This is a genomic window from Amycolatopsis sp. lyj-90 (assembly GCF_046549035.1).
GTDB lineage: Bacteria > Actinomycetota > Actinomycetes > Mycobacteriales > Pseudonocardiaceae > Amycolatopsis.
In genome coordinates, this window is record NZ_JAJPWP010000003.1 from 363803 (window position 1) to 384941 (window position 21139).

Annotated in this window: 19 protein-coding genes; 11 read left to right on the top strand and 8 right to left on the bottom strand. The window is 68.9% G+C overall.

Going from position 1 to position 21139, the window contains the following annotated elements:
* Nucleotides 1-17 precede the first annotated feature (17 nt).
* Nucleotides 18-1406 carry an NAD(P)/FAD-dependent oxidoreductase gene (locus ACLJPX_RS13165; RefSeq protein ID WP_410600321.1) on the bottom strand — a complete coding sequence of 463 codons (1389 nt, stop codon included), beginning with the start codon at nt 1404-1406 and terminating at the stop codon, nt 18-20.
* A gap of 252 nt (nt 1407-1658) precedes the next feature.
* On the opposite strand from ACLJPX_RS13165, the gene ACLJPX_RS13170 reads away from it, so the two are divergent.
* The 4 genes from ACLJPX_RS13170 to ACLJPX_RS13185 all read left to right on the top strand — a co-directional run bounded on the left by ACLJPX_RS13170 (nt 1659) and on the right by ACLJPX_RS13185 (nt 6703).
* Nucleotides 1659-3053, top strand: a complete 1395-nt coding sequence (locus ACLJPX_RS13170; protein ID WP_410600322.1) for an NAD(P)/FAD-dependent oxidoreductase — start codon at nt 1659-1661, stop codon at nt 3051-3053.
* A 19-nt stretch (nt 3054-3072) separates the two neighbouring features.
* Nucleotides 3073-4461, top strand: a complete 1389-nt coding sequence (locus ACLJPX_RS13175; RefSeq protein ID WP_410600323.1) for an FAD-dependent oxidoreductase — start codon at nt 3073-3075, stop codon at nt 4459-4461.
* Between the two features lie 195 nt (nt 4462-4656).
* Nucleotides 4657-5631, top strand: coding sequence for an alpha/beta fold hydrolase (locus ACLJPX_RS13180; protein ID WP_410600324.1), 975 nt, complete (start codon nt 4657-4659; stop codon nt 5629-5631).
* Nucleotides 5632-5752: 121 nt separating this feature from the next.
* Nucleotides 5753-6703 (top strand): NAD-dependent epimerase/dehydratase family protein, encoded by a 951-nt coding sequence (locus ACLJPX_RS13185; protein ID WP_410600325.1) that lies wholly within the window; start codon nt 5753-5755, stop codon nt 6701-6703.
* Nucleotides 6704-6864: 161 nt separating this feature from the next.
* Here ACLJPX_RS13185 and ACLJPX_RS13190 read toward each other — a convergent pair whose 3' ends face one another.
* The 4 genes from ACLJPX_RS13190 to ACLJPX_RS13205 form a co-directional block, all read right to left on the bottom strand.
* Complete coding sequence (locus ACLJPX_RS13190) at nt 6865-7563, bottom strand: class I SAM-dependent methyltransferase (protein WP_410600326.1); 699 nt, start codon at nt 7561-7563, stop codon at nt 6865-6867.
* Nucleotides 7560-8798 (bottom strand): glycosyltransferase, encoded by a 1239-nt coding sequence (locus ACLJPX_RS13195; RefSeq protein WP_410600327.1) that lies wholly within the window; start codon nt 8796-8798, stop codon nt 7560-7562. Before ACLJPX_RS13195 ends, ACLJPX_RS13190 begins: the two co-directional genes overlap by 4 nt.
* 7 nt (nt 8799-8805) lie before the next feature.
* Nucleotides 8806-10806 (bottom strand): ArnT family glycosyltransferase, encoded by a 2001-nt coding sequence (locus ACLJPX_RS13200; protein ID WP_410600328.1) that lies wholly within the window; start codon nt 10804-10806, stop codon nt 8806-8808.
* Nucleotides 10807-10975: 169 nt separating this feature from the next.
* Nucleotides 10976-12160, bottom strand: coding sequence for a cytochrome P450 family protein (locus ACLJPX_RS13205; RefSeq protein WP_410600329.1), 1185 nt, complete (start codon nt 12158-12160; stop codon nt 10976-10978).
* 243 nt (nt 12161-12403) lie between these two features.
* Between ACLJPX_RS13205 and ACLJPX_RS13210 the strand changes: the two genes are divergently transcribed.
* Entirely contained in the window at nt 12404-12823 is a 420-nt protein-coding gene (locus ACLJPX_RS13210) for an enediyne antibiotic chromoprotein (protein ID WP_410600330.1), read from the top strand.
* Between the two features lie 437 nt (nt 12824-13260).
* Here ACLJPX_RS13210 and ACLJPX_RS13215 read toward each other — a convergent pair whose 3' ends face one another.
* The 3 genes from ACLJPX_RS13215 to ACLJPX_RS13225 all read right to left on the bottom strand — a co-directional run bounded on the left by ACLJPX_RS13215 (nt 13261) and on the right by ACLJPX_RS13225 (nt 16708).
* The gene (locus ACLJPX_RS13215; RefSeq protein ID WP_410600331.1) at nt 13261-14355 is read right to left on the bottom strand and encodes an LLM class flavin-dependent oxidoreductase; all 1095 of its coding nucleotides are present in this window, start codon (nt 14353-14355) and stop codon (nt 13261-13263) included.
* Nucleotides 14352-15368 (bottom strand): acyl-CoA dehydrogenase family protein, encoded by a 1017-nt coding sequence (locus ACLJPX_RS13220; RefSeq protein ID WP_410600332.1) that lies wholly within the window; start codon nt 15366-15368, stop codon nt 14352-14354. The genes ACLJPX_RS13215 and ACLJPX_RS13220 overlap by 4 nt, the downstream gene beginning before the upstream one ends.
* Before the next feature lie 182 nt (nt 15369-15550).
* The gene (locus ACLJPX_RS13225; protein ID WP_410600333.1) at nt 15551-16708 is read right to left on the bottom strand and encodes an acyl-CoA dehydrogenase family protein; all 1158 of its coding nucleotides are present in this window, start codon (nt 16706-16708) and stop codon (nt 15551-15553) included.
* A gap of 168 nt (nt 16709-16876) precedes the next feature.
* Here ACLJPX_RS13225 and ACLJPX_RS13230 point away from each other — a divergent pair, with 168 nt between their 5' ends.
* From ACLJPX_RS13230 to ACLJPX_RS13255, 6 genes are read left to right on the top strand one after another with little or no spacing between them, the layout of a single operon-like run.
* Nucleotides 16877-18016 carry a steroid 3-ketoacyl-CoA thiolase gene (locus ACLJPX_RS13230; RefSeq protein ID WP_410600334.1) on the top strand — a complete coding sequence of 380 codons (1140 nt, stop codon included), beginning with the start codon at nt 16877-16879 and terminating at the stop codon, nt 18014-18016.
* A gap of 2 nt (nt 18017-18018) precedes the next feature.
* Nucleotides 18019-19230, top strand: coding sequence for a CaiB/BaiF CoA transferase family protein (locus tag ACLJPX_RS13235; protein ID WP_410600335.1), 1212 nt, complete (start codon nt 18019-18021; stop codon nt 19228-19230).
* A 37-nt stretch (nt 19231-19267) separates the two neighbouring features.
* A complete protein-coding gene (fabG, locus tag ACLJPX_RS13240; protein ID WP_410600336.1) occupies nt 19268-20008 on the top strand; it encodes a 3-oxoacyl-[acyl-carrier-protein] reductase in 741 nt (246 codons plus the stop codon).
* Complete coding sequence (locus tag ACLJPX_RS13245; protein WP_410600337.1) at nt 20005-20391, top strand: 3-hydroxyacyl-ACP dehydratase; 387 nt, start codon at nt 20005-20007, stop codon at nt 20389-20391. The genes fabG and ACLJPX_RS13245 overlap by 4 nt, the downstream gene beginning before the upstream one ends.
* Nucleotides 20388-20852 carry a 3-hydroxyacyl-ACP dehydratase FabZ family protein gene (locus ACLJPX_RS13250; RefSeq protein ID WP_410600338.1) on the top strand — a complete coding sequence of 155 codons (465 nt, stop codon included), beginning with the start codon at nt 20388-20390 and terminating at the stop codon, nt 20850-20852. Before ACLJPX_RS13245 ends, ACLJPX_RS13250 begins: the two co-directional genes overlap by 4 nt.
* Nucleotides 20853-20881: 29 nt before the next feature.
* Nucleotides 20882-21136 (top strand): acyl carrier protein, encoded by a 255-nt coding sequence (locus ACLJPX_RS13255; RefSeq protein ID WP_184895904.1) that lies wholly within the window; start codon nt 20882-20884, stop codon nt 21134-21136.
* Nucleotides 21137-21139 lie beyond the last annotated feature (3 nt).

Sequence of the window (21139 nt, forward strand, 5' to 3'; positions counted from 1 at the left end):
TGGAGGTGCGGAGGCGCTCACGCGCGCCGGATGCCGATCTGCGGCTCGTAGCTCAGGTACAACCCGTTGATCGCCTTTTCGGGCTTCTCCGGTGCCTGCTTGTGCTCGTGGACGCGGTTGAGGTTGTCGAGCGGGTTGTGCTTGCCGCTCTCGTCGCCGAGCAGGTGACCCTGGATCCGGCGGTAGACCTCTTCGGTGTCCTCGAGGTCGGCGATGCCGGTGACGAACCGGTCGAAGGCGGCCTGCACGTCCATCCCGCCCCAGTCCTTTTCGGACAGTTGCTGCGCGCGGAAGAAGTGGTGCTCCTTGCCGCGGTAGCTCTCGTAGAAGGTGGACACCAGCACCAGCAGCCGTTCGTAGGCGCGGCGATAGACGACCTCGTAGAAGTCCCAGGCCTCGGTCTCGCTGATCTCCCCGCGGATGACGCTGCTGATCGCGGCGGTGCCGATCAGCGCGCTGTAGGTGCCCAGGTGCACACCGGTCGACAGCAGGGGGTCGAGGAAGCAGGCGGCGTCGCCCGCGAGCAGGTAGCCGGGGCCCTGGAACTGCTCGGCCGCGTACGAATAGTCCTGTTCGACCTTGACCTCGGTGACCTGCTCGGCCTCGATCAGCAGCTGCTGTATCGCCGGGCAGTCGCCGATCGCCTTGTGGTAGACCGGATCCACGCCGCCGAGTTCGTTGCGCGCGGCGTTGAAGGAGTCCTTCCCGGTGACCAGGCCGACGCTCATCGTGCCGTCGGGAAGCGGGATGCCCCAGAACCAGCCGTCGCCGACGGAGGCGACGGTGATCGCGCCACGCGGCCCGCGGTCCAGCTCCTTCGCGTCCTTCCAGTACGACCAGGCGGCGACATTGCGGAAGACGTTGTGGAACTTGCGGTTCTTCAGGTACTTGGTGGCCATCACGCCGCCGCGGCCGGAGGCGTCGACGAGGTAGTCGAACTCGATCCGGCCGGAGTTGGCCGGGTTCTTCGCCTCGGCCCAGTGCGCCGCGACCGGACGGTCGCCGTCGAAGTCGAGCTTCTTCACCGCGATGCCCTCGGTGACGTCGACGCCGACCTCGCGCGCGTGGTCGAGCAGGATCTTGTCGAAATCGGCGCGGATGACCTGCCACGCGCTGGTGCTGCCGTCACGGCCGTGCTGCCGGAAGCGCACCTCCCACTCCTCGGGTCCCCAGAAGTAGTAGGCGCCACCCTTGGGCTGGAAGCCGGCCGACGCGATCTTGTCCCAGACGCCGAGGCGCTCGAGAATCGGGCGGCACGAGGGCAGCAGCGATTCGCCGATGTGGTAGCGCGGGAAGTGTTCCCGCTCGAGAAGAGTGACTTCGAAGCCCTCCTTGGCCAGAAGCCCGGCAGCGGTGGAACCCGCCGGGCCACCGCCGATCACGAGGATCTGGGTCGTTGTGCGCATGACACCTCTCCAACTACGCCGACGGCCGGAATTACTTGACCGACGCTAACAACGGGGAATTGAGATCCACTCGAGAACCGACCGGCCCTGTTCTGCCGAACCCGTTGCCTCACAACGCATTCGGCGAGACGGTGGTGTGGGGTGCGCGGGAAACCGCAGTCGAAGAGACGCTCCAGGGAACCGGGCGGACGACGATTCTTCACGTGTCGGACTCCGACGGCCCGGCCGACTACCTATTGGAGGCATCCCGCGATGGGCGAATACCTTGGCGAACGCGCCGTCGTGCTCGGCGGCGGCATGGCCGGCCTGCTGACCGCTCGCGTACTTTCGGAGCGCTACCGCGCCGTCGTGATCGTCGAGCGTGACACGATCGTCGACGTCACCGGTACCCGTCGCGGCGTACCGCAGGCGCACCACGCGCACGCGCTGCTCGCACGCGGCCAGCAGATCCTCGAAGACCTTTTTCCCGGCCTGCAGGCGGAACTGACCGCCGACGGGATCCCCAGCGGCGACCTCTCCGGCAGCCTGCGCTGGTACTTCAACGGGAAACGCCTGCAGCAGAAGAACTCCGGCCTGCTCAGCGTTTCCGCGACCCGCCCGGAGCTCGAAGAGCACGTCCGGGCCAGGGTTCTCTCGCTGCCGAACGTCGAGGTCCGCGAGCGCACGGTGATCCAATCGCTGGTCGCGACCGGGGACCAGACCCGGATCACCGGCGTCCTGGTGGCAGGCGACGACGCCGAACCCGAAACGATCCACGCGGACCTGATCGTCGACGCCACCGGCCGCGGCAGCCGTTCGTCGGTGTGGCTGGAAGAGCTCGGCTACGAGCGCCCGGCCGAAGAGAAGATCAAGATCGACCTCGCCTACACCTCGCGGATCTTCGAGCTGGACACCGACCCGTTCGGTGACGACCTCGCGATCAACCCGGTCGCCTCGCCCGCCAATCCGCGTGGCGCCTTCTTCGTGAACCTGCCGGGGAACGTCGCCCTGCTGTCGCAGACCGGCCTGCTCGGCGACCACCCGCCGCGTGACGCCCAGGGTTTCCTCGAGTTCGCCAAGACACTGGACGCGCCCGAGATCCACCAGGCGGTGCGCACCGCGAAGCCGATCAGCGAGATCACCAGCTTCAAGGTGCCCGCCAGTGTCCGCCGCCGGTTCGACAAGCTGCGCCGCTTCCCCGAAGGCATGCTGGTGATCGGGGACGGCGTCTGCGCGTTCAACCCGGTTTACGGCCAGGGCATGACGGTCGCGGCGATGGAGGCCGACCAGCTCGGCAAGCACCTCGACGAGGGCGGGGTGCGCCCGCTGCGGTTCTTCAAGGAGATCAGCCCGATCATCGACGTGCCGTGGGACATCTCGGCCGGCGGCGACCTCGCCTTCCCCGGTGTCGAGGGTCCGCGTCCGTTGAAGGTCAAGATGGGCAACGCCTACATGGCGAAGCTGCATTCCGCGGCGACCGTCGACGGCCGGTTCACCGAAGCGTTCTTCCGGGCCGCCGGCCTGGTCGACCCGCCGACCGCGTTGATGCGGCCCAGCCTGGTGGTCGGCGTGCTGCGCACCGCGCGGCGCGTCAAGACGGCCGCCCCCGCTGTCCCCACCGCCACGATCGGTCAGGCCCCGCCCGCCTCCGACGACCTCGCGGCCTGAGCGTCAAGGAGCCATGGTCATGAACGAACCCGTCGGCAAACGCGCGGTGGTGATCGGCGGCAGTGTCGCCGGCACCCTGGCGGCGAGAGTGCTTTCCGAGTTCTACCGTGAGGTCGTGGTCGTCGATCGCGACGAGGTGCTCGGCGTGGACAAGCCGCGGCGCGGCACTCCGCACACCTGGCACGCGCACGGACTGCACGCGCGCGGCTATTTCATCCTTGAAGAGCTCTTCCCCGGCCTGCTGGACGACTTGCGGGACTCCGGCATCCCGGTCGGCGACCTCGCGCGGATGAAGTGGTTCTTCAACGGGACGCAGGTCATGCCCGCCGACAGCGGGCTGCCGTCGATCACGGCGTTGCGCCCGGTACTGGAGCACCACCTGCGGCTGCGCACCGCGGCGCTGCCGAACGTCACCTACCGCGAACGCACCGACGTCCACGGCCTGCTCGCCACGCGTGAGGGCAAGCGGATCATCGGGGTCCGCGTGCAGGCACGGGACGGCGCGTCGGAAGAAGAGCGCCTCGGCGCGGACCTGGTCGTCGACGCCTCCGGACGTGGCTCGCGGACGCCGGCTTGGCTGGAGGAACTGGGTTTCGAACGGCCCGCCGAGGAGCGCGTGAAGATCGGGCTGGCCTACACCACCCGGATGTTCCGCAAACGGCCGGAGATGTTCGGCGGCTGGCAGTCGATCAACCCGGTCGCCTCGCCCGCGCATCCGAGGGGCGCGTTCTTCGGGCAGGTCAACGAAACCGAGTGCATCCTTTCGCTGACCGGGATCCTCGGCGACCATCCGCCGACCGACGCGCGCGGCTATCTCGAGTACGTGAAGTCCTTGCCCGTCCCGGAGATCTACGAAGCGGTGAAGGACGCCCAGCCGCTGATCGAGCCGGTGACGTTCAAGTTCCCGGCGAGCCTGCGACGGCGGTACGAACGGCTCAAGCGGTTCCCGGAGCGGCTGTTCGTGCTCGGCGACGCGTTCTGCAGCTTCAACCCGGTGTACGGCCAGGGCATGACGGTCGCGTCGATGGAGGCGATCGCGCTGCGCGAGCACCTCGCCCGGCGGTCCGAGCCGGACTCGCGGAAGTTCCTGCGCGAGATCGGCAAGGTCATCAACGACCCGTGGGCGATCTCGACCAGCGGTGACCTCGACTTCCCGGGTGCGGAAGGAAAACGGACGCTCCAGGTCAAGATGGGCAACGCCTACATGGCGAAGGTCCAGTACGCGGCGACGGTCGATCCCGAGATCACGGCGGCGTTCATGCGGGTGGCCGGGCTGGTCGATCCGCCGACCGCGCTGATGAAGCCGGGCATCATGCGCAAGGTGCTGCGGGCCAACCGGCGGCGTCCCGCCACCGGGGCGACCGTGACGGAGATTCCCCGTCCGGGCAGCGAGTCGCGCGCGGCGTGAGCGGTCTCGTGGACGGTCGTGAGTGGCGATTCGGGCCGGAATCCGCATCGCCACTCACGACTTCGGCCGTGAAGACATTCGGCCGCCACGAATTCCTTTTTTTCTCCTCCGCAACAAGCGAGATGCGTTTCACGGTCCCCTCGGCTGATTATTGAGGTGTCGAGTAACCATTCCCTCGCGGTGGGAGCGAATTTCATGCGTAAGTCCAAAAAGGTGATGACGGCGCTGGCCGCGGCCGCGGCGGTGGTACTGGTGGGGGGAGCGGGGGCGGGGGCCTCGGCGAACACGGGGTGGAGACAGTCCGACGCGGCGCTCGCGCGCTCGCTGCCGGGTAAATTCGAGAGCTCTCACGCCGACGTCAACGGCGTCCGGCTGCACTACGTCGCCGGTGGTTCCGGCAGCCCGGTGGTGCTGCTGCCCGGCTGGCCGCAGACGTGGTGGACGTTCCACAAGGTGATGCCGGCGCTGGCCGCGCACCATCGCGTGATCGCCGTCGACCTGCGGGGGATGGGCGGATCGTCGAAGCCTGAGTCGGGCTACGACAAGGAGACGCTGGCGGCCGACGTCCACGCGCTGGTCGCCAAACTCGGGTACGCCAAGGCGGACGTGGTCGGCCACGACATCGGCGCGATGGTCGCGCACAGCTACGGGATCAAGTACCCGCAGTCGGTCGGGAAGCTGGCGCTGATGGACGTGGTCGCGCCCGACAAGAGCCTCTATCAGCTGCCGCTGCTGCCTTCGGGCCCCGGCCAGTTCTCGCCGTGGTGGTGGACGTTCAACCAGCTGCAGGGCCTGCCCGAGCAACTCGTCTCCGGCCGCTCGCGGTACCTCGTGGACGCGATGATCAACCAGCTTTCGGTGGTACCGGGGGCGGTGAGCGACTTCGACCGGAGTGTCTACGCGCGCGCCTACGAGTCGCGTGAGGCCGTCCGTGCCGGGAACGGCTGGTACCGGACGCTCAACCAGGACATCGCGGCCGGGTCGGCGTACGGGAAGCTGACCATGCCGGTGCTGGGCCTCGCCGGCGAGTTCAACCACCAGTACTTCCTCCAGGTGATGCCGTCGAAGGCGGCCGACCCTCAGGTCGTCAAGATCGCCGGGGCCGGGCATTACCTTTCCGAGGAACAGCCTGCCCAGGTCATCGACGCGCTCAAGAAGTTCCTGGGCTGAATTCGCCCGCCATTACCGCCCTTCGCGGCAGTATTGGAGGCGTCCGGGCCGAGCCGCCGATGGGATTCTGCGAAAAGGAAAAGTCCTGAAATTCCCAGCCTATCGGGAAAAGGTGGCAAAAATGAAGGTTGGTGTTACCGGTGGCACCGGGTTCATCGGGCAGTACGTCTGCGAGGAGCTCGCCGCGCGAGGGCATACGCCGGTCGTGTTCGACCATCGTGGCGAGGGGGACGGCGGCCCGTGGGAGGTCATGCTGGGCGACATCCGTGACGCGACGGCGCTGACCGAGCTCGCGGCGCATTGCGACGGGATCATCCATCTGGCGGCCGTACTGGGCACCCAGGAGACGATCACCAATCCGCGGCCCGCGGTGGAGACCAACGTCATGGGCGGCCTGAACTTCCTCGAGGCCGTCGCCCAGTACGACCTGCCCGGCGTCTACATCTGCGTCGGCAACCACTGGATGAACAACAGTTACTCGATCTCGAAGACCACGGTCGAACGGTTCGTCCGCATGTTCAACGCGGACCGCGGGACGCGGGTGAACTGCGTCCGCGCGGTGAACGCCTACGGTCCGCGCCAGAAGGCCGCGCCGCCGTTCGCCGCGGGCAAGGTCCGCAAGATCACCCCGGCGCTGGTCTGCCGGGCGCTGTCCGGCATCCCCGTGGAGCTCTACGGCGGTGGACGGCAGGTCTCGGACATGGTGTGGGTCGGCGACGTGGCCCGCACGCTGGTGTCCTCTTTGGAGGCCGCCGCCGAGGGACGGGTACTGGAGCAGACGGTGGAGATCGGGCCCGCCGAATCGGTCACCATCCGCGAGGTGGCGGAGCTGGTGATCGACATCTGCGAGCAGCGCGGCTACCCGCGGGTGGGCATCACCGACCTGCCGATGCGGCCGGGTGAGACACCGAACACCCCGGTCACGGCCGACGTTTCGACGCTGCTGTCGGTCGGCATCGAGCCGGAGTCCCTCGTCACGCTGGAGGAGGGCATGACGAAGACGGTGGACTGGTACCTCGAGCACCGCGGCACCGCCTGGGACGTCCCTCCGGCCGGGCTTCGCGCGGCTTAGGTCCGACGGGGAAGGGCCGTTCACGACAGGTTTCTGTGGTGAACGGCCCTTCTTCGCGTTCGGGGTCCGGTCTGCCGCGTGACCGGACTTGACCCAAGTACGTGAAGGCCCCCTTCCCTACCCTCAAGGTAGGCAAGGGGGCCTTCACGTACTTCCAGCAGCTAAGGCTTGTGCGCCTTCAGGATCAGCGAGACGCCGCGCCGCGAACGGGTCGGGAGGTAGCGCTCGGCCGTGACGATCGCGGTCAGGGCGCGGTTGACCAGCCAGGGCGTGTGCTCGTTGAGTTCGTTGCCGCGAGCCGAACGCCGCCGTAGCGCCACGACCGGCCGGAGCAGCACGTTCCAGCTCCACAGTTCGTCGACGACGAAGCCGGCGTCTTCGATGACCTTCCGCAGCGAGGCCCGGTCGTAGCGGCGCACGTGGCTGACCGCGACGTCGTGCGCCGACCACAGGTCCATTCCGGACGGGACGCTGATCAGCGCGGAACCGCCGGGCCGCAGCACCCGGAACAGTTCCGCGGCGGCCTGGTCGTCTTCCTGGATGTGCTCGAGGATCTCGAACGCCACCACCAGATCGAACGACGAAGACGGCAGCGGGAGGTCACGGGCGTCGGCGTGGATCGCGTCGAGACCGCGCGAGCGCGCGATCTCGACGGCGTTCTCGTCGTAGTCCGTGGCGACGACGTCCCAGCCTCGCTCGCGCAGCACCCGCGTGTTGCCACCGCCCGCCGCGCCGATGTCGAGCGCGCGGCCGGGCGGGCCGAGTCGCTTCAGCTCGTCGGCGAGCAGGTGCCGCTTCTCCCGGAACCACCAGTGGCGGTCCTCCATCTCGGTGATCCGGGTGATGTCCGCCGTCTTCACTGGGATTCCTTCCGGTGCTGGGCGAAGACCCAGCGGTCGAGGGCCACGAACCGCAGCAGCGTCATCAGCCCGTAGGCGACGATGAGCACGAGCAGTTCGACGACCGGCCCGGAGCCCGGGGCGATCAGGTGGAGCCCGGTCACGGCCAGTGTGGTCAGCAGATACGTGGTGGCGAACAGGATCGCGGCCCGGGTGTGCAAGCCGAGCCGGTGCCCGCCGCCGCGGTTGAACGTCCAGCGCCGGTTCGCCTCGGTGTTGGCCACCCCGACGAGCACCAGCGCGACCAGGTTCGCCCCCGCCGGGGTCAGCGGGACACGCAAGGGGAGGTACAAGAGCGTGTAGAGCACTGTCGAGATGGCGCCGATCACCGCGAACCCGAGGAACTTCGCCAGTGTCGCGGCCCGGGGCTGGGCCAGCACGGCGTCCGGATGGGTGGCGCGCAACTGCGGGATCTCCGGCACGTCCACACGCCCTTTCCCGGCGGCGATCGCCCGGCCCACGCGGACCAGGCCCTTGAGGTTCCCCATCGCGGTCTGGGTGACCTTGACCCGCGAATCGACGTCCTCCACCCAGTCCAGCGGCACCTCGTGCACCCGCAGGCCGTTGTGCTCGGCCAGCATCAGCATCTCGGTGTCGAAGAACCAGTGGTCGTCCTCGACCGCGTCCAGCAGCCCGGCCACGGCTTCGCGCCGGGCCGCCTTGAAGCCCGCGGACGTGTCGGTGCTGCGCAGCCCGAACACATGCCGGGTGATCGCGTTGTAGGTGCGGGAGACGATCTCGCGTTTGAGGCTGCGGCGGATCCGCGAGCCGTTCCCGAGCCGGGTCCCGATGGTGATCTCGCAGTGCCCGCTGACCAGCGGCGCGATCAGGGGGAGCAGGCCCTCCAGACCGGTCGAGAGGTCGACGTCCATGTAGGCGACGATGTCGGCGGTGCTGGACCCCCACGTCGCCTTGATCGCCGCGCCCCGGCCGCGGACCGGCACCCGCCGCGCGGAGATGCGCGGGTTCCGCTCGGCCAGCTCGGTGGCGATCTCCCAGGTCCGGTCGGTGCTGCCGTTGTCGGCGATGGTGATCGACCAGGGGAACGGGAAGTCGTCGCCGAGGTACGCGCTCAGCGTGGTGATGCAGCCGAGCAGGGCGCGTTCCTCGTTGAGCACCGGGATGACGATCTCGACGCTCGCCGTCGTGCGGCTGCCCGGTGCGAGGCGGGGTGCCGCGGTGAGTTCAGCCGTCATGGGGCCATCACGCTCCCGGCTTGCAGTCGAACAGGGCGGAGGTGAAGCCCATCCACGGGTTCGCGGTGTAGGCGGGCGGCGGGACCCGGGTGCAGTTGCGCACCACCCAGTCCTTGCGGGCCAGCGCGGTCGGGCTGTCGTAGGCGAACCCGCCGAACAGGACGTACCTCAACTGTCCACTTCGGACATTGTCGGCGAGACCGTCCGCGGTCGGCATCGGCATGGTGCCGACGAAACCGCCCATCGGCATCACGGACAGACCGGCCCGGATGTAGGGCGAGGCACCGGTACCGCCGAAGGTCGCCAGATCGAAGCGCTCACCGCGCTTGTTGGCCTTGAGGAAGCCGAGGAGTTTCTGGTCGGCGTCGGACGGCATCATCTGGAACATGATCGGCGGCGGCAACGGCATCCCCTGCGCACCGGCCGCACCGGGCTTCGGGCCACCGGCCATGAGCTTGGTCAGGTCGATGCCGGTGGAGAGCGCGTTCGGGTTCGGCCCCGCGAGCGGGTTGAAGTTCTGGAACATCGCCGTCCGCGGATCCGTCGGCGGGTGGAAGGCGGGCGCCGCCCAGGCGACCGGCCCGGCCAGCAGCGCGACCCCGGCGACGGCGCCGGTCACCACGGCGAACTTCCCGGTGCGGCGCACGAGGAACAGCACCACGGCGAGGACGGCGGCGACGGCGACCACCGGCCGCAGCCAGGGCACGTAGTCACTGGAACGGCTCAGCAGCACGAAAGCCCAGGCGCCGGTGACGAGCAGGCCGGCCGGTACCACCCACACGTGCCGGCGGGACGTCCAGGCGAGATGCAGGCCCACGCCGCCGATCGCGGCGATGGCCGGTGCCAGGATGCTCGTGTAGTACGGGTGGATGCTCTGCGAGAAGCTGAGCGCGCCGGCGTAGAGGACGAGCCAGCCGCCCCACAACAGCCAGCCCGCACGCGTCTTGTCGGTGCGCGGCGCGCGGCCCGCGGCGACCAGGCCGAAGACGAGCAGCAGCAGCGCCAGCGGCAACAGCCACGAGATCTGGCCGCCGATCAGGTCGTTGAACAGGCGGAACACCCCGGTCTCGCCACCCTGGTCGACCGGCGTGACCTTGCCGTCGGGCAGCACCGGAAGTTCGGCCGAGTTCCCGCTCTTCGGGGCGTCGGTGCGGTCGAAGAGGTTGTAGGACCAGACCATCTGCCACACCGAGTTCGAGGTGCTGCCGTCCATGTACGGACGGGAGCCCGCGGGGGTCAGCGCGACGATGAGCATCCAGACCGAGGACACCGCGGCGGTGACCGCGCCGGCGCCCAGCAGGTGCAGCACCCGGCGCCCCGGCGAGGTCGGCGCGGCGACGAGGTAGACGATCCCGAGTACCGGCAGGACGGCCAGTGCCATGGCGAGCTTGATGTGGAAGCCGACGCCGACGAGCGCGGCGGTCAGCAGCAGCCAGCGCGGCGACGCGTTTTCCAGCGCTCGCCAGAAGGCGTAGGTCGCGACGAGCAGCGTCAGGATCAGCGTCGAGTCGGGCAGGTTGACCCGGGTGCCCGCGATCGTGATCGGTGTCGCGGCGAGCAGGACCGCGGCCAGTGCCGCGGGCGCGTGCCCGGCCCAGCGGCGGACCAGCACGAACAGGACGAACACCGAGAAGGCGCCAGCGATGACACCGGGCAACAACAGCGCCCAGGTCTCATAACCGAAGATGCGCACCGAAAGCGCTTGCAGCCAGAGCGACCCTGGCGCCTTGTCGACACTCATGAATCCGGCGGGATCGTAGGCGCCGTAAAGGAAGTTGTGCCAGTTCGCGGACATGCTGCGGACCGCGGCGGCGTAGGCGTAGTGTGCGGCGTTCCCGCCGATACCCCACCCGTAGGCGACGCCGGCGACGAGCGAGCTCAGGACGGCGATGCGCTTGGCGGCCAGTGCGGACAGCCCCGTTTTGGTCTTCTTCTTCGGCGTCCGCACGGGCGGGGCAGAGCCTCGCGGCGCGGTGCTCGTGACCGGGGTGCCTAGGTCTTGGGACACGTTCTACTCCCTTCCCAGGAATAGGAGGTGACGCGGCTCGCGGACGTGAGATACGCACCGCGAATTCGTGATCGTCTACGAAAAGTGTCGCACCGCGGTTTCGAGCGCGTCTTATCCCAGCCTGCTGGTTTGGTGGCGGTCGAGCTAAAGCGTCCTTTAAGGACACTCGTCAGCGAAGCCGGACGGGAAGGGCTTCGAGGCCGTGCATCACCATGCTGACGCGCCAGCGGAGACTTTCCGCGGGGACGGCCTCGCGCAGGTCCGGGAACCGGGTGAGCAGGGCGGCGATCGCGATCCCGCCTTCGAGCCGGGCCATCGGCGCGCCGAGACAGTGGTGGATGCCGTGCCCGAAGGCGAGCTGGGGGTTGTCCCCGCGGTCGAGTTCCAGCGCGTCCGCGCCGGGGAAGCGGGCGGGGTCGCGGTTGGCGGCCAGCAGCGACACGATCACCAGCGAGCCCGCCGGGATCGTCACGCCGCCGAGTTCCACTTCCTGGTTGGAGTAGCGCATCGCCGCGTGCACCGGACTCTCGTAGCGCAGGAACTCCTCCACCGCGGCGGGCATTCCCTCCGGATTCGCGCGTAACGCGGCGAGCTGCGCCGGGTTCTCGAGCAACGCGAGAGTGGCGTTGCCGATGAGGTGGACGGTGGTCTCGTGCCCGGCGATGAGCAGGAGGAAGACCATCGAGGTCAGCTCGTGCTCGGTCAGCCGGTCGTCGCCGTCGTGCACCGTGACGAGTGCGGAAAGCAGGTCCGTGCCGGGGTTCGCGCGTTTCTCCGCGAGGAGTTTCCTGACATAGCGCAACATTTCGGCGGCGGCCGCGTCGAGCTCGTCGACGGGGAGCGCGCTGGCGGTGAGGATCTCGGTCCAGCCGTGGAAGGCGCCCGCCTCGTCCTCGGGCACGCCCAGCATCTCGGTGAGGATGCGGATCGGCAGTGGCAGGGCGAGCGCCTTGATCAGGTCGACCTCGTCGAAATCGGCGACGGCGTCGAGGAGTTCGGCCGTGATGGCCTCGATCCTGGGGCGCAACTGGGCGATCCGGCGCACAGTGAAGGCGGCGGACACCAGCCTTCTGAGCCGGGTGTGGTCCGGCGGGTCGAGGTTCAGCATGTGCGTGTTCATGCCGAGCCGGACGTCCTCGGACAAGCCGCGCCGGTCGCCGACGACACCGGTGCGCCCGCTCAGCCCAGGATGCGCGAGTGCCTGGCGGACCTCGGCGTAGCCGCTCACCAGCCAGCCGCTCGTACCCGAGGAGAGGGTGATCCTTCGGACAGGGCCGCTTTCGCGCAGCGCGGCGTAGGCGGCGTGCCTTTCTGGCGCGCCACCGAACAGGAATTCGGAGCTGGAAGAGGTCACTGAATCAGGTTCCCGCGCGCGCCCTCGAACCCTCTTCTCCTGACTGGCTTTCCACCCGTGAATTACGCATGAAGCGCGCGAGTTTATTGCACGTTTTTTCTTGCGGCCTACTCGAAAACTGCTCGAAGAAAGAGTTGACGATCTAGGTCCGTGATCGTAACGTTGTTACCAGGACGCCGGGGGGCAACGGAACCCGCGCCTGGTAAGTCGGAAAATCCCCAGCAATGAATCGGAGTGATTACTGTGTCCGCAAAGCTTGTCGCCAAGTTCGCCGGTTCCGCCATCGCCGCTCTCGGCCTGCTGGCTGTCGTCGCACCGGGCGCTTCCGCCGCGGCGGCCGTCACGGTCACGCCGTCCTCGGGGCTCTCGAACGGTACGGTGGTCCAGGTGACCGGAACCGGACTGACGCCGGGAGCCACTTATCGTGTGGGCGAGTGTGCCCAGGACGCGACGGGGCAGTTCCCTTGCAGCCCTTCGCAGCTTTCGCTGGTCGCTGACGCGTCCGGGAAGATCTCGAGCCCGGTCACCGTGCAGAAGAACTTCACCGGCGTCCTGCCCGACGGCAGCAGCTACGGCGCGGTGGACTGCAAGGTCATCACCTGCGTCGTCGGCCTCGGTGACGCCGCCGGCAACGGCGGCGGCGTGATCATCAGCTTCAGCTGACGCTCACGGTCGGAATGAACGGCGATGGAGGAATTGGGACGTCGCGTGTCCCAATTCCTCCACCGTCGAGTAAGAGGATAAGGGTACGAAGGCCTCAACGCACGTTGGTCGTGAGTGGCGTTTCGGTTTCTAACCCGAAACGCCACCGATGCCGCGCGACCGTGTCGCGAAAGCCACTTTCGGGACATCAGGTGTCCCGAAAGTGGCTTTCGCGACACCTATTGAGGGAGGGCAAATGTGGCACCGAAACTCACGTGATCCGACCCGGACCTCGTGTGTTTGAAGGCGTGACTCGCGTGATCAGACACCGCACACGTGAGTTCCGCCTTCAAGCACGTGAGTCACGCTCCTGATCACGTGAGTCACGCCTCCGGCATCGCCGCGAACCGCGGTTCCCGGTCCGCGTCACCTCTCACGACCAACCCGGCCAAGCTGATTCAGAAGGTTTCCGCGAGCAGGCCGCGTTTGCGCAGCAGCGGCATCACGCCTTCGCCGAACGTATAGGCCTCTTCGAGATGCGGCTGAGCGGAAAGGATCAGATGATCGAGACCGAGGGCATGGTATTCCTCGATCCGCTCGGCCACTTCTTCGTGACTGCCCACCAGCGCCGTGCCGACACCGGGACGGACCAGGCCATAGCCCGCCCAGACGTTCGGGTGGATCTCCAGGGAGTCGGTATTGCCGGAGTGCAACGCCGCCATCCGCCGCTGGCCCTCGGATTCGGTGGCGGCGAACCGTTCCTGTGCCTGCCGGATCCGGGCCGGGTCCATCCCGGCGAGCAGCTGGTCGGCCACCTTCCACGCCTCGGCCGAGGTGTCGCGGCTGATCACGTGGAATCGCGTGCCGAAGCGCAGCGAACGTCCCAGTGACTCCGCGCGTGCCTGCGACCGCTCGAGATGCGAGGCCATCGCGGCGGGCGTTTCGCCCCACATCAGCAGCACGTCCGCCTGCGCGGCCGCGACTTCCAGCGCCGCCGACGACGAACCGCCGAGGAACAGGGTCGGGCGCACCGGATGCGGCCGGGCGATCAGCCCGGCCTTCAAGGTGTAGTGCGTGCCGGTGAAGTCGAACCGCGAACCCGGCCAAGCCTGGCGGAAGACGTCCATGAACTCGCCGGTGCGCGCGTACCGCTGGTCGTGGTCGAGCCAGTCGCCGTAGCGGCGCTGCTCGTCCGGGTCTCCGCCGGTCACGATGTTCAGCAGCAGCCTCGAATCGGAGACGCGCTGGAACGTCGCCGCGGTCTGCGCGGCCAGCAGCGGCGAGACGAATCCCGGCCGCATCGCGATCATGAACTTGACCGACCGCGTCGCGCCCACCAGTGCCGAAGCCACGACCCACGGGTCCTCGCAGAACAACCCGAACGGCGTGAGCATCCCGGTGAACCCGAAGCGGTCCGCGGCGAGCGCGACCTGGGTCAGGTACTCGAGGTCCGGCTCGCGCCGGGCGCCGGGCGCCGCGACCCCGTCGGCGGTCTTGGCGATCTCCCGCCCGTCGCCGTGCGACGGCAGGAACCAGTGCAGTTGCAGGCTCATGAGTGCTCTCCGAACAGTGAGTGCGCGATCGCTTCCAACGGTCCCGGGGCGAGTTCCGCCTCCAGCCACAAAGCGCGCCGGAACCAGCGGTGCAGCGGGAATTCCCAGGTGACGCCCATACCTCCGCAGACCTGGATCGCCGTCTCGCAGACGGAGATCGCCGCGCGGCTCGCGGCGTGCGCGGCGCACGAGACCGCTTCCACGGCGGCGGGCCCGCCGTCCTGCGGCACGACCGCGGCGCGATAGGCCAGTGAACGCGCGAGCTCGACCTCGGCGTAACCGTCGGCGAGCTGCTGGCTCACCGCCTGGAACGAACCGATGGGACGGTCGAACTGGGTCCGCGTCTTCGCGTGCCCGACGGCGATCTCCAGCGCCCGGTCCGCGACGCCGATGGCCTCGCCCGCGAGCAAGGTCGTGGTCCGGCCGCGGATCGCGGCGAGCAGTGGCGCGGCGGACGGCGGCCCGGCCAGCAGCCGTCCTTCGGCCCCGGCCAGTGCGAGGTCCGACGTCGCCCGAAGCGGGTCGACGCCGACACGGGGGGACACGGAGACGGCATCCGGATCGACGCCGAACAGCGCCACCCCGGCCGGGGTGCGGGCCGCGACCACGATCTCCGTGGCGACCTCGGCGTGCAGGACCGCTTGCACCGCGCCGTCCAGCCGCCAAACACCGTCACGGCGTGCCGCGCGACAGGTGGTGGAGCCGTCGGCCAGCGTCGCCGGTCCGGGCAGGTCGACGCCCGCGGCCAGGTACACCGGCAGCGCCGGCCCCGCGGTGGCGAACCACGGCACCGGGTGCAGCGCGCGTCCGCCCTCTTCGGCCAGCAGAACGAACTCCGCCAGGTCGAGATCCGGGTCGAGCCAGCCCTGCCGGACCAGCTCGGGCCAGGCGGCGAGGTCCTGCCCGCCTTCGTCGGCCAGTGCCGCTATCCGTTCGAGGTCGTACGTGTCCTCGAGGTAGGTGCGGGCGGCGGCCTTGAGCCCGGCTTGGTCCTCGGTCAGCGCGAAGTCCATCGATACCCCCCGTGTTTGTTGGTGAACCCGCGTCCGCGATCGACGTCGGCAGGGCGCGACCTGGTAAAACTCGTTCCTATGGGCGATCGGGGCACCCTGCCACCGCGATAGCGGGGCCTCCGGCCGGGCGGGTTCACGCGTTTCGTCGCTTCCAGACACATCTTCAGCTCCGCCTACTGGTCCTAACGTGATTTCGGCAGGCCGAGGACCCGCTCCGCGACGATGCCGCGCAGGATCTCCGACGTCCCGCCCTCGATGCTGTTGGCCCGGCTGCGCAACCGCTGGTGTTGCCAGTAGCCGTCCCAGAAGGCGTCGGTCCCGTCGGCCGCCGCACCCGCGCCGAGCAGCCGCAGCGCGAGCGCGCTCACCCGCTGGTTCGCCTGCGACCAGCGCAGTTTCAGGATCGAACTCTCCGGTCCCGGTTCGCCGGTCCGTTCCATCGCGGCCAGCGCGCGGTATCCGGTGAAACGCAGGCCCTGCAGGTCGACGTACAGCTCGGCGATCTCGGCGCGGACCCGCAGGTCGGTGTCGCCGCCGCACGCCTTGGCGGTCTTGACCAGCCTGTCGAGCTGGACGGCCAGCCGCGCGGTGAGCGTGATGCCGAAAGTGCCGCGCTCGTGCGCGAGGGTGGTCAGCGCGACCCGCCAGCCCTGCCCCGGTTCGCCGAGCACGCAGTCGTCGGGGATCTCGACGCCGGTCAGCAGGATCTGGTTGAAGTCGGTGTCGCCGGACAGCTGACGCAGCGGCCGCACCTCGACACCGGGCGCGCGCATGTCGAGCAGGAAACAGGTCAGCCCGCGGTGTTTGGCCGCGTCCGGGTCGGTACGGGCGAGCAGCAGGCAGTGGTCGGCCAAATGGGCGTAGGAGGACCAGACCTTTTCGCCGTCGATGACGTAGCCACCGTCGATGCGGCGCGCCCGGGTGCGCACCGAGGCGAGGTCCGATCCGGCGTCCGGCTCGGAGAAGCCCTGGCAGAAGATCGTTTCCCCGGAAAGGATCCTGGGGAGATGAGTGGCCTTCTGCCCGTCCGTTCCATAGTGGACGATCGCGGGGCCGACCATGCCCAGCCCGATCACCCCGGCGTGGTCCGGTGCCTCGGCCAGCGCGCTCTCTTCCGCGTAGATCGCTTGGTACGCGGGGGAAAGCCCCCGGCCGCCGTGGTCGGCGGGCCAGGTCAGGCCGGCGTATCCGGCCGCGTGCAGCGCCTTGCTCCAGGCACGCAACTCGTCGGCGGACCACGCGCGAGGCGCGCTCGGCGTGGTTTCGGGTAACTGCTCGGCGAGCCAGGCCTTGAGGCCCGCCCGGAATGCCGCTTGATCTTCGCTGTCGTCCAGCCGCATAGAGGCACCATAACCAGCCTCGGTGATCGTGAGGGGGTGCGCGAACCATTCCCGCAACTACGGAGAAACCCCAGCTGGGTCCGCAATCCGAGAGACGTTCGCCTGCCGGGGCCGCACCACGATGGGGGAGCCGGGCACCGCGTCCGGTGGAGAGGCAGGTACCCGCCCGTGGCCGCGCTGAACGACCGCACCCCGGTCATCGTCTCCGCCGTCCGCACCCCGCTCGGCAAGCGCGGCGGGGTGCTCGCCGAACTGAAGGCCGTCGAACTGATGCGGCATGTCCAGCTGGAGGTCATCGCCCGCGCCGGCATCGAGCCCGGCGACGTCGACCAGATCATCGGCGGCTGCGTGACCCAGTCCGGCGAGCAGAGCCTCAACGTCACCCGCAACGCCTGGCTCAACTCCGGTCACGACCCCGGCGTCGGTTGCTCCACAGTGGACGTTTCTTGTGGCTCGGCACAGCAGGCGAACCACCTGATCTCCGCGTTGATCGCCGCGGACGCCATCGACACCGGGATCGCCTGCGGCGTCGAGTCGATGAGCCGGGTGCCGATCGGGACGAACCTCTACCAGGGCCCCGGGCACTACAAGACGCGCGACTACCCGTGGGACGACCCGCCCAAGGCGCAGTTCGGCGGCGCGGAGCGGATCGCCGAGCGCGAAGGCATCGGGCGCGCGGACGCCGACGACTACGGCCTGCTCTCCCAGCAGCGCGCGGCCCGGGCGTGGGAAGAGGGCCGGTTCGACCGTGAAGTCTCCCCGGTCGGCGCGGTCACTCGCGACGAAGGCATCCGTGACACCACTTTGGAAGGTCTTGCCGCGCTGCGGCCCAACATCGAAGGCGCGGTGCACACCGCGGGGTCGACGTCGCAGATCTCCGACGGCGCCGCCGCCATCCTCTGGATGTCGTACGGCAAGGCACGCGCGCTGGGCCTGACCCCGCGGGCACGGCTGGTCGGCCAGGTCGTCACCGGCGCCGATCCGTACTACCTGCTCGACGGGCCCGTGGTCGCCACCGAGCGGGTGTTGCGCCGGACCGGCCGCCGACTGTCCGATGTGGACATCTGCGAGGTGAACGAGGCCTTCGCCGGGGTGGTGCTCAACTGGGCCAAGGCGCACGGCGCGGACATCGACCGCGTGAACGTCAACGGCGGCGCCATCGCGCTCGGTCATCCGCTGGGCGCGACCGGGACCAGGCTGCTGGTGACGGCACTGCACGAACTCGAGCGCACCGGCACGTCGACCGCGCTGATCACCATGTGCTGCGGCGGTTCGCTCGGCACCGCTTCCCTGCTGGAAAGGCTTTGACCATGCGCGAAGAGGAGTTCTTCCGCCGTGCGCGGACCGGCTCGGACGGTCCGCTGGAGGGTGTGCGCGTCCTGGACGTGACCAAGGTCTGGTCCGGTCCGCTCGCCACCTGCGTCATGGCGGACCTGGGGGCCGACGTGGTCCGGATCGAGCTCGCCGACGGCCACGACGGCGAGGTGCCGCCGAACATCCCCGGCACCGGGCTGTCCTGGTTCCGGGAAACCGTGCACCGCAACAAACGCAGTGCCGGGCTGGACCTGCGTGCCGACCTCGATCGCGCGCGGTTCCTGGAGCTGGTGGCCCACGCGGACATCGTGGTCGAGAACTACAAGCCCGGCACCCTGGACGGCTGGGGCGCCGGGTACGAGGCATGCCGGGCGGCGCGCGAGGACATCGTTTTCGTTTCGGTGTCCGGCTTCGGGCAGTACGGACCGAAATCGCATCTGCCCGCCTACGATCCCGCGATCCAGGCCGCGGCGGGCTGGATGTCGCTCAACGGTCTCCCGGAGGGGCCGCCGGTCCGCGCTCCGACGTTCCTCGCCGACGAGCTCGCGGGCCTGCACGCGGCGATCGGCGCGCTCGCCGCGCTGGCGCACCGGAACCGGACCGGCGAAGGGCAGCACGTCGACGTGGCCATGGTGGACTGCCTGCTCGCCAGCAGCAGCGGCCTGCCGACCCTCGCCGCGACCGGCGCCCCGCCGCCGAGGCTGGGCAACGAGACCGATTTCGTCGTTCCGGCGAACGTCTACGAATGCGCCGACGGCCATTTGTATCTCGCGGTCGCGATCAACCGGCACTGGCGCGTGCTCACCGAAATCATCGGCAGACCGGAACTCGGCCGCGCGGAGGGATTCCGCACGAACGTCGAAAGACTGGCCAATCGAGAACCGATCAACGCGATGATCTCGGGCTGGTGCGCGGGACGCCCGCTCGCCGATGCTCTCGAGGAGCTCAACGGCAACGGGCTCGTCGCCGCGCCGGTGCGCACGCTCACCGAAGCCGTCGCCGACGAGCACGTCCAGGCCCGGGCGATGTTGCAGGAAACGGTGCTGAGCAACGGAACCACGGCGCCGATCGTCGGGCCGGCGGTGAAGTTCTCCCGTACTCCGACGAAGGTTCGTCACGGTGCTCCCCTGCCGGGCGCGGACACCGTCGAAGTGTTCGCGGAACTCGCGGCAAACGATGAGAAGAATAGTTTGCGCCGCGCTTCTTAAAATAGAAACAAATTGTGCTGGAAACCGAGGAGGCGGCGTGGCAGAGCACCACCGGGCCCTGGTCACCGGGGCTTCACGAGGGATCGGCCGGGCCGTCGCGCTGCGGCTGGCCCAGGAGGGCTACGCCGTCGCGGGTTGTTTCTCGAAACCGAGCGCGGCGTCGGCGGAAATCGAAGAGGACATCGCGGCGATCGGCGTACCCGGCTATTTCGCGGAATGCGACGTCGCCGATTCCGAGGCCGTCGAGCAATTCGTCAAGGACGCCGAGGAGAAGCTCGGCCCGATCGACCTGCTGATCAACAACGCGGGGATCACCAAGGACAGCCCGCTGGTCCTCGCCAGCGCCGAGGACTGGAACGCGGTGCTCGCCACGAACCTCACCGGTACGTGGAACTTCTGCCGCGCCATGGCCTTCCGGTTCATGAAGAACCGCGGCGGCGTCGTGGTCAACATGTCCTCGGTCGCCGGCGTCTACGGCCACGCGGGCCAGACCGCCTATTCCGCCAGCAAGGCTGGCATCATCGGCTTCAGCAAGTCGCTGGCCAAGGAGGTCGCCGGGCACGGTGTCCGGGTCAACGTCGTCGCGCCCGGGTTCATCGAGACCGACATGACCGGTTCCCTCGGCGAGAAGCAGCGCGCCAAGGCGCTCACGCAGATCCCGGCCAAACGGTTCGGCACCGGCGAGGACGTCGCCGAACTGGTCGCGTTCCTGGTCTCCGACCGTGCCTCCTACATCACCGGACAGGTGCTGCAGATCGACGGGGGGATCACGCTGTGACCCCGATTCCTGCCTTCGCCGCGCCGCTGCGGGCGGTCGACACGCTGGACGTCCGTGCCTCGGGGGACGACCTCGAGCTCGTCGCCCAGATCACCGTGGACGGCAAGGAACCCAATCTGCGCGGGCATTTCCCCGGTCAGGCGGTGTACCCCGGCGTTTTCGTCATCGAGACGCTGGAGCAGGCGATGCGCGAGGCCGCGGGTGCGCGGTTGAGCACCGTCCGGTCGGTCCGTTTCCTCGCGCCGCTGCTCGACGGCGACCGGATGGTGCTGACCGCCACCGCGAAGCGCACCCCGGACGGCTGGGACGTGACCGGCAAGGCCACCCTCGGTGAGACGACGACGGCCAAGATCCGCGCCTCCTTCGAGGAGGTCGCGGGATGACCGAGCACCACGACATCCGCGCTCAGCTCCCACAGCGGTACCCGCTGCTGCTGGTGGACCGTGTGCTGGAACTGGTCCCGGGCGAGTCGATCGTCACGATCAAGGCGGTCACCGGTACGGAGCCCTGCTACGAGGGGATTCCGGACGGCGCCCCGGCGGACCGGTACGACTACCCGAAGTCGCTGATGATCGAGTCGTTCGGGCAGAGTGCCGCGCTCCTCTGGCTCGACGGGCGTGAGCCGGTCGAGGACGACGACTCGACGTTGATGTTCATCGGTGCCCGTGACTACCGCTTCACGGGCGCCGCCCGTCCTGGTGACGTGCTGCGCCACGAGGTCCGCCTGGAGTCGGTGTTGGCCGACACGGCCTTCGCCACCGGGCAGACCTGGGTCGGCGATCGCCTGATCGCCACCGTCACCACCCTGACCGCGACGCGACGCCCCGTGCGGCCCGCGGCGTGAGAACCGGACAACGAAATCGGAGGATCGTCATGACGCAGACCGACACCCAGCTCGAGGAACTTCGCGAGCTGGTCGCCGAGGTGCTCGAACTCGAGCCCGAGGAGCTGGAGGACAACGGGGACTTCATCGACGACTACGAGGCCGATTCCCTGCGTGCCATCGAAATCCTCGCCCGTATCGACAAGCAGTACAAGGTCGAGATCCCGCAGGCGGAACTGCCCGAGCTGCGCACGCTCAAGGCGGTCAACGACGCCCTGATCCGGCACTCCGTCAAGAAGGGATGAACC